Source organism: Plectonema radiosum NIES-515, assembly GCF_025753815.1.
Lineage (GTDB): Bacteria > Cyanobacteriota > Cyanobacteriia > Cyanobacteriales > Nostocaceae > Hassallia > Hassallia radiosum_A.
The window spans coordinates 1-6,575 of sequence record NZ_JAOWRF010000347.1 but is presented as its reverse complement, the minus strand read 5'-3'; the positions used below and the strand labels follow the sequence as shown (position 1 = coordinate 6,575).

Annotated in this window: 7 protein-coding genes; 2 read left to right on the top strand and 5 right to left on the bottom strand. The window is 43.2% G+C overall.

The window, feature by feature from the left end; all coding sequences use genetic code 11:
• Positions 1-147: 147 nt before the first annotated feature.
• Both OGM63_RS24540 and OGM63_RS24535 read right to left on the bottom strand, forming a co-directional pair.
• Positions 148-444 (bottom strand): protealysin inhibitor emfourin, encoded by a 297-nt coding sequence (locus tag OGM63_RS24540; protein ID WP_263748289.1) that lies wholly within the window; start codon positions 442-444, stop codon positions 148-150.
• A gap of 276 nt (positions 445-720) precedes the next feature.
• Positions 721-1,710 (bottom strand): M4 family metallopeptidase, encoded by a 990-nt coding sequence (locus OGM63_RS24535; RefSeq protein WP_263748288.1) that lies wholly within the window; start codon positions 1,708-1,710, stop codon positions 721-723.
• A 306-nt stretch (positions 1,711-2,016) separates the two neighbouring features.
• On the opposite strand from OGM63_RS24535, the gene bioB reads away from it, so the two are divergent.
• Positions 2,017-3,231, top strand: a complete 1,215-nt coding sequence (bioB, locus tag OGM63_RS24530) for a biotin synthase BioB (protein WP_263748287.1) — start codon at positions 2,017-2,019, stop codon at positions 3,229-3,231.
• 72 nt (positions 3,232-3,303) lie between these two features.
• Here bioB and petL read toward each other — a convergent pair whose 3' ends face one another.
• Positions 3,304-3,399, bottom strand: a complete 96-nt coding sequence (petL, locus tag OGM63_RS24525) for a cytochrome b6-f complex subunit PetL (RefSeq protein WP_263748286.1) — start codon at positions 3,397-3,399, stop codon at positions 3,304-3,306.
• 132 nt (positions 3,400-3,531) lie between these two features.
• Between petL and aroB the strand changes: the two genes are divergently transcribed.
• Positions 3,532-4,623 carry a 3-dehydroquinate synthase gene (gene aroB, locus OGM63_RS24520; RefSeq protein WP_263748285.1) on the top strand — a complete coding sequence of 364 codons (1,092 nt, stop codon included), beginning with the start codon at positions 3,532-3,534 and terminating at the stop codon, positions 4,621-4,623.
• A 77-nt stretch (positions 4,624-4,700) separates the two neighbouring features.
• On the opposite strand, the gene OGM63_RS24515 is transcribed toward aroB, so the two are convergent.
• Together OGM63_RS24515 and OGM63_RS24510 are read right to left on the bottom strand one after the other, a co-directional pair.
• Positions 4,701-4,958, bottom strand: coding sequence for a hypothetical protein (locus tag OGM63_RS24515; protein ID WP_263748284.1), 258 nt, complete (start codon positions 4,956-4,958; stop codon positions 4,701-4,703).
• Positions 4,959-5,086: 128 nt separating this feature from the next.
• Positions 5,087-6,575 (bottom strand): UPF0182 family protein (locus OGM63_RS24510; RefSeq protein WP_263748283.1); only part of this gene is annotated, 1,489 nt, incomplete at its 5' end.

Genomic DNA, 6,575 nt, shown 5'->3' with positions numbered 1-6,575 from the left:
GGGAGTGGGGAATGGGGAATGGGGAATGGGGAGTGGGGAGTGGGGAATGGGGAATGGGGAATGGGGAGTGGGGAATGGGGAATGGGGAATGGGAATCGGATAAATTCTTCCTTGTCCCCCTTGTCAAGAAAGTCCCCCTTGTCCCCCTCACTTTGTCGGTGCGTTTTTCAGCCATTCAATTAGGGATTTTAAGTTGCCAGAAAGTGCGGATTCACCAACGGTGATGGTATGTTGCTTACCGTTATCTTCTACAGTCAAGGTATATTGAAAGCGATCGCTAGATCGTGTATCTGAAGTGATTGTTTGGGGTAATTCAAAGAAACCCGCAGATTGAATTAGTTGAAAAACCTGATTAGATTCGTTTGGTGGCAGAGTAGCTGTGTCAACATTTGTTGTCTTGATTATTCCAGCAAAGCCACCTGAGCGTTCAAAGGAGATCCGCATTTTTTAGTCTCCGTCGTGTTGTATATGGGAAAAATACAAAAACTAGGAGTAAAACAGTATTATCTCCTAGTTTAGCAACAAAAGACAACACGCAAACAATTAGAAGTTATGAATTATGAATTCCAAACTCCTAACTCCAAACTCCTAACTCCAAACTCCTAACTTTAAACTCCTAACTCCTAACTTTAAACTCCTAACTCCTAACTTTAAACTCCTAACTTTAAACTCCTAACTCCAAACTCCTAACTCCTAACTTTAAACTCCTAACTCCTAACTTTAAAGAACTCCGACCTTTTGCCAAGCATTCTGCACAGCTTTCTGTTCCTTGCCATCATTGCCGTAAAGTTCGCCAGCAACTAGGATAGTTATTTGAGCAGCGCGTTTAAAATTGGCTTGAGAACGCAGGCGATCGCGTAAACTTATATACCAGATTTTCCCTGCTTTTTCCCAAGCATAACCGCCAATTTCCATTGCCGCTAAGTAAAAGGCATTGTTGGGGATACCTGAATTAATATGCACTCCAGCATTATCTTGCATCCCCCTGTAAAGGTCTTTATAATTAGCCGGTTGTGGGTCTTTACCCAACACAGTATCATCGTATGCTGTTCCTGGCGCTTTCATGGAGCGGATACCTACACCCTTGACATTTGGCGCAAATAGTCCTTCTCCAATAATCCAACTCGATTTATCTACCGTCTCATTATTTACTTTCTGTTTGACCATGATACCAAAGACATCAGACATCGACTCATTGAGTGCCCCAGATTCGCCAAAGTATGTTAGACCAGCTTCATACTGAGTTACACCATGAGTTAACTCATGTCCAATCACATCGATTGATTTAGTGAAGCGTTGAAACAATTGTCCATCGCCATCACCATAAACCATCTGACTGCCATTCCAAAAGGCGTTATCATACTTCACCCCGAAATGCACGGTAGAGTCTAAACGCAGCCCCTTATCATCAACAGAATTGCGATCGAAGATATCATGATATAAGTCATAAGTTGCCCCAGCACCATCATAAGCTTCGTTCACCATCACATCACTGCTAGCAGGATCGCCTTCACTGCGTACTAACTTGCCTGGGAGTCGTTCGGCATTTTTGGCATCGTAGACGGTGCGACGCTTTTCACCGGGTTGAGGTGTGAAGGTAATACCACCTACCACATCCCGACGTCCGCGAAGCTGTGCGGAAAGATTTAATGTATGAAAAGCCCACTGACGCTGTTCAGTATTGCCATTGACAGCAACCTTTTCTAGCATATGTGGGGGGACGATGCAACAAATAGGGCATCGAGAATAAATTTGATGCTTACAGTCAAACCCTAACGATCTTTTATTGCTTTTAGCCATGTAAAATGTTCTCCTTTTTTAAAGTAAGTAATGAGAAGTGACTTAAACTCCAAAGAGTGAAAAAAGCAGAAAAACCAATACCAACAGCGTATTCGTGGTTTATCCGTTCAGAAAATCTTCTACTTTCTATTTTCAACACATCCGTTGAGATTTTGCAGTACCCTCACAGGGCACTTTTGTGCTAGGGTGTTGCATCAAAGCACAAGAGAAACGTTGATGCAGCGAGTTTCAGCCAAAAACATCAGTGTCAATCAGCAACACCTCGTTAAATATACCCAACGGGTTTATATAATAGTTCTTGTTGAGGGCAATTGTGCTATTTATTACTATTTTGTTAATAAAGGAACTGGGACTGGGGAAAGAATTATTACCTTTTTCCCAATTCCCTGGCGATTAATCCACTCTACAATAAGGATAATGATGTCGGTGAGTAGAACACGCTACAATTGGGACTATAAAGAAATTTGGACAGTATATAATACGCCATTGCTAGAGCTCATTTATCAAGCTGCTAGCGTGCATCGTCAATATCATGACTCAACAAAAATTCAAGTTTGCAAACTAATTTCGATTAAAACAGGAGCTTGTCCAGAAGATTGCAGCTATTGCGCTCAGTCTTCTCGCTACAAAACAGAGGTGAAACCACAAGCACTCTTAGAAAAAGAAACTGTAGTTAGCATCGCCCAGAAAGCCAAAGAAAGCGGTATTAGTCGTATTTGTATGGGTGCTGCTTGGCGAGAAGTACGCGATAACTCACAATTTGATGAAGTGTTGTCAATGGTAAAAGAGGTGACAGCATTAGGTTTAGAGGTGTGCTGCACTCTGGGGATGCTGACCGAATCTCAGGCAAAGCGCTTAGAAGATGCGGGATTGTATGCCTATAACCATAACTTGGATACCTCAGCAGAATATTACAATACTATCATTACAACGAGGACTTATGGCGATCGCCTCTCGACAATCGATAACGTCCGCTCAACAAAGGTAACTGTATGTTCTGGCGGTATACTTGGTTTAGGTGAAACAGTCGGCGATCGCATCTCCATGTTGCAAACTCTGGCAACACTACAACCACATCCAGAGTCCGTACCCATTAATATTCTCTCCCAAGTTCCAGGAACACCATTAGAAAATCAACCAGATGTCCCCATTTGGGATGTAGTGCGAATGATTGCCACTGCTCGTATTTTAATGCCAGCTTCTGATGTCCGCCTCAGTGCAGGTAGAGCCAGACTTTCCCAAGTTGAGCAAGCTTTATGCTTCATGGCAGGGGCAAATTCCATCTTTTCCAGCGACGACGGTCACATGTTAACCGTTACCACTCCTTGCCCAGGATACAACGCCGACCAAGAAATGCTCAATTTACTCGGTTTAGAAATGCGTCCTCCGAAAAATCGGGCTGCACTAGCACCTGAAGCTGTGATTAATTAAATCTCACGTCAAGACGCAAAGACGCTCTTAAAACCTTTGCGCCTCTGCGCCTTTGCGTGAGATAATCATTAATTAAATAATCTTCGCGCTACGCAGACCGAATAGCAGACCAACAGCTATACCAAAGAACACAGCCAAAAAGCCAATATAAGATATCAAAGCAAACATTTACGTTTCTCCATAAGACTTGACTAATATCTATTCAAGCATTAGTCAAGAGTTATTAATCACTTTTCCCCCTTGTGTTCTTGTCTCCACCTGCGTAGAATGCGAGAGAATAGGGCACAGAAGGGTTTAGTAATGGCAGTAATTAACGTAAATTTACCAGAGCAGTCTTATGAGATTGCGATCGCATCTGGTAATCTAGATAATCTCGGCGAACAAATGAGCAGTTTGCATCTGGGCAAGAAAATATTGCTGGTTTCTAACCCGACAATTTTTAAGCATTATGGCGAAAGAGCGATCGCTTCTTTGACATCTGCTGGATTTGAAGTTGCCAATTGCACCCTCCCCCCAGGAGAACGCTACAAAACCCTGAACTCAATCCAAAAACTCTACGATACCGCCCTAGAAAACCGCCTAGAACGCTCCTCAACTATGGTAGCTTTGGGGGGAGGTGTCGTTGGTGATATGACAGGCTTCGCGGCTGCTACATGGCTCAGAGGCATTAATGTTGTGCAAGTGCCGACTACACTTTTAGCAATGGTAGATGCGGCGATCGGTGGTAAAACTGGCGTAAATCATCCCCAAGGTAAAAACTTGATTGGGGCATTTCATCAACCGCGTTTGGTTTTAATCGATCCAGAAGTGCTGAAAACTCTTCCCATGCGAGAGTTTCGCGCTGGAATGGCAGAAGTAATCAAGTACGGTGTGATTTGGGATGCTGAATTGTTTACCGAGATGGAAGCAAGTAAAAACCTAAATCAACATCGCTACGTCAAGCCAGAATTAATTGACAGCATTTTAACTCGTTCTTGTCAAGCAAAAGCTGATGTAGTCAGCAAAGACGAAAGAGAAGCCGGACTGCGGGCTATTCTTAATTATGGTCATACTATTGGTCACGCGGTAGAAAGCTTAACAGGTTATAGTTTAGTAAATCACGGTGAGGCAGTTGCCATTGGGATGGTAGCAGCAGGGCAGATTGCTGTAGAACTAGGAATGTGGCAAAGCGAAGATACACAAAGGCAAGACGCTTTGATTGCCAAAGCTGGTTTACCAACAAAATTACCCGATGGGGTGGATATTGAAGCGATAATTAAGGCGTTGCAAACAGATAAGAAAGTCAAAGACGGTAAAGTTAGGTTTGTTTTGCCAACACAGCTTGGGGTGGTGACGGTGAGTGATGAAGTGCCATCGGATATTATCACATCGGTGTTGGGGAAAATGCAATAGCGATCGCCCGCCTGGAAATCAATTTCCAGGCTCATAGGGTGCATTCTACTCAAATGGACTCAAATCAATGCCCATAATTAAAGTTCTGATGCGGTATCTGGCGCAACGACTTCGCCGGTACCAATTTGTAATATCATGTCTTGGTCGGTAATCAATTCATTGAGTTCTTTGACTTGCAAATTCATTTGCTCACAAGCTTGCCGTAATTCACGCGCAAACGTGTTGAGGTCATCACCATATCCACATTGATAAGCAGCGGTTTCAATTCCCTGTTTGGCATTCGCTCTAGCACAATCTACTAGCTCTGTGCCTTGCAATCGTGTTGGGGATGCCATAGCCGTAATTTTTTATGTATTAAGTATTCTTTACGAGAATATCAACTAAAAGGCAATTTTTCATCCCTCTAATGGTTGAGGAAAAAAGAGTCAGGAGATAGGGTATCAGCGCTCTTCTGGCTTACGAATTACTTCACAGGACGGACGATGGCAGGTGTATTTGGAGTCTTCGACTGGAAAACGGCATCTATTGCCTGTTGTAAAGTTTCTGCCATGACGATACGGTTTTGGTAAACCACAATTACCCTAACTAAAGTTGGCAGGCTATTTTGTTCGGCTTCCAAATACAGAGGTTCAACATACAAAAGAGATTGCTCAATGGGAATTACCAACAAATTACCCTGAATCGCTCGCGAACCGGCGCGATTCCACAAAGAAATCTGCTGAGAAATCACCGGATCTTGATTAATCAAAGCTTCTATTTGTTCCTGTCCATAAATCAGTTGCTGTTTGGGAAACTCATAAAGCAGTAATTTACCGTATTCTTGTTGATCGGAACGTGCAGCCAACCAAGCGATTAAGTTAGCCCGTTGAGTTGGTGTGAAAGGAAGCAGCAAAATAAACTCTTCTGTGGTAGCGGTTGGCAGCTTCATAATTAGATAATAGGGCTGCACGGGACGCGGTTCGTTTCCATAAATCTCGGTGGGTATCTGCCACAAATCTTCGCGGTTGTAGAATACCTGTGGATCGGTCATGTGATAAGCCAACAAGCGTTCAGATTGAATGCTGAACAAATCCACCGGATACCGGATATGGCTTTTGAGAGCATCTGGCATCACAGAAAGAGGTTTTAACAGGTTGGGAAAAATAGCCGCTAAAGTGTTGATAATTGGGTCTTGTGGATCGGCAACGTAAAAATTAACAGTGCCATTATAGGCATCAATGACGACTTTTACAGAGTTGCGGATGTAGTTAAATTTATTTTTTCCGGGGTCAGAATAGGGATAGCGATCGCTTGTAGTGTAAGCGTCTAAAATCCAGTAAAGATAAGTCTTTTCCCCTATACTATTAGTTCCACCCCCATCGGCTGCAACTAAATAAGGATCGCTATCGTAACGTAAAAAAGGAGCGATCGCTTTAACCCTTTCTAAAATATTGCGCCGAAACAACAACTTCGTTTCTGCATGGAAATTTCGTGTCAGCAGCATTTGCCAATCTTTCAGATACTCAGCAAATAACAACCGGCGCCATTTAGCACCAATCGCTATTCCACCGCGTCCATCATACACGTTATACACATTTTCGCTGCCGCTGGGATAATCCAACTCTCGGTTGGCTGTCCCTGTCATTACATAAGTGTTAGTATTTTCACCATAATAAATTCGCGGTTCACCAATCGGAATACTTGCCCGAATTGCTTCATTTGATATCTGCAAAGAACCTTTACCGCGATCAACTCCAATATCCTTAACGTAATAATCGGGTAAGCCGCCAGAAACTACAGTATTCACCGGACTAAGTGTAAACCCGTAACCGTGAGTATACACTAAATGTTTGTTTACCCAAGTCTGTGCTTGCTGCGGAACCGCTGTATAATCTAGTTCTCGCGCTGCAATAATCGTCTGTTGCTTCTCAGTCAAAGCCTGAGAATTCAGCTTTCCCCCTAGTCCCCCTCCC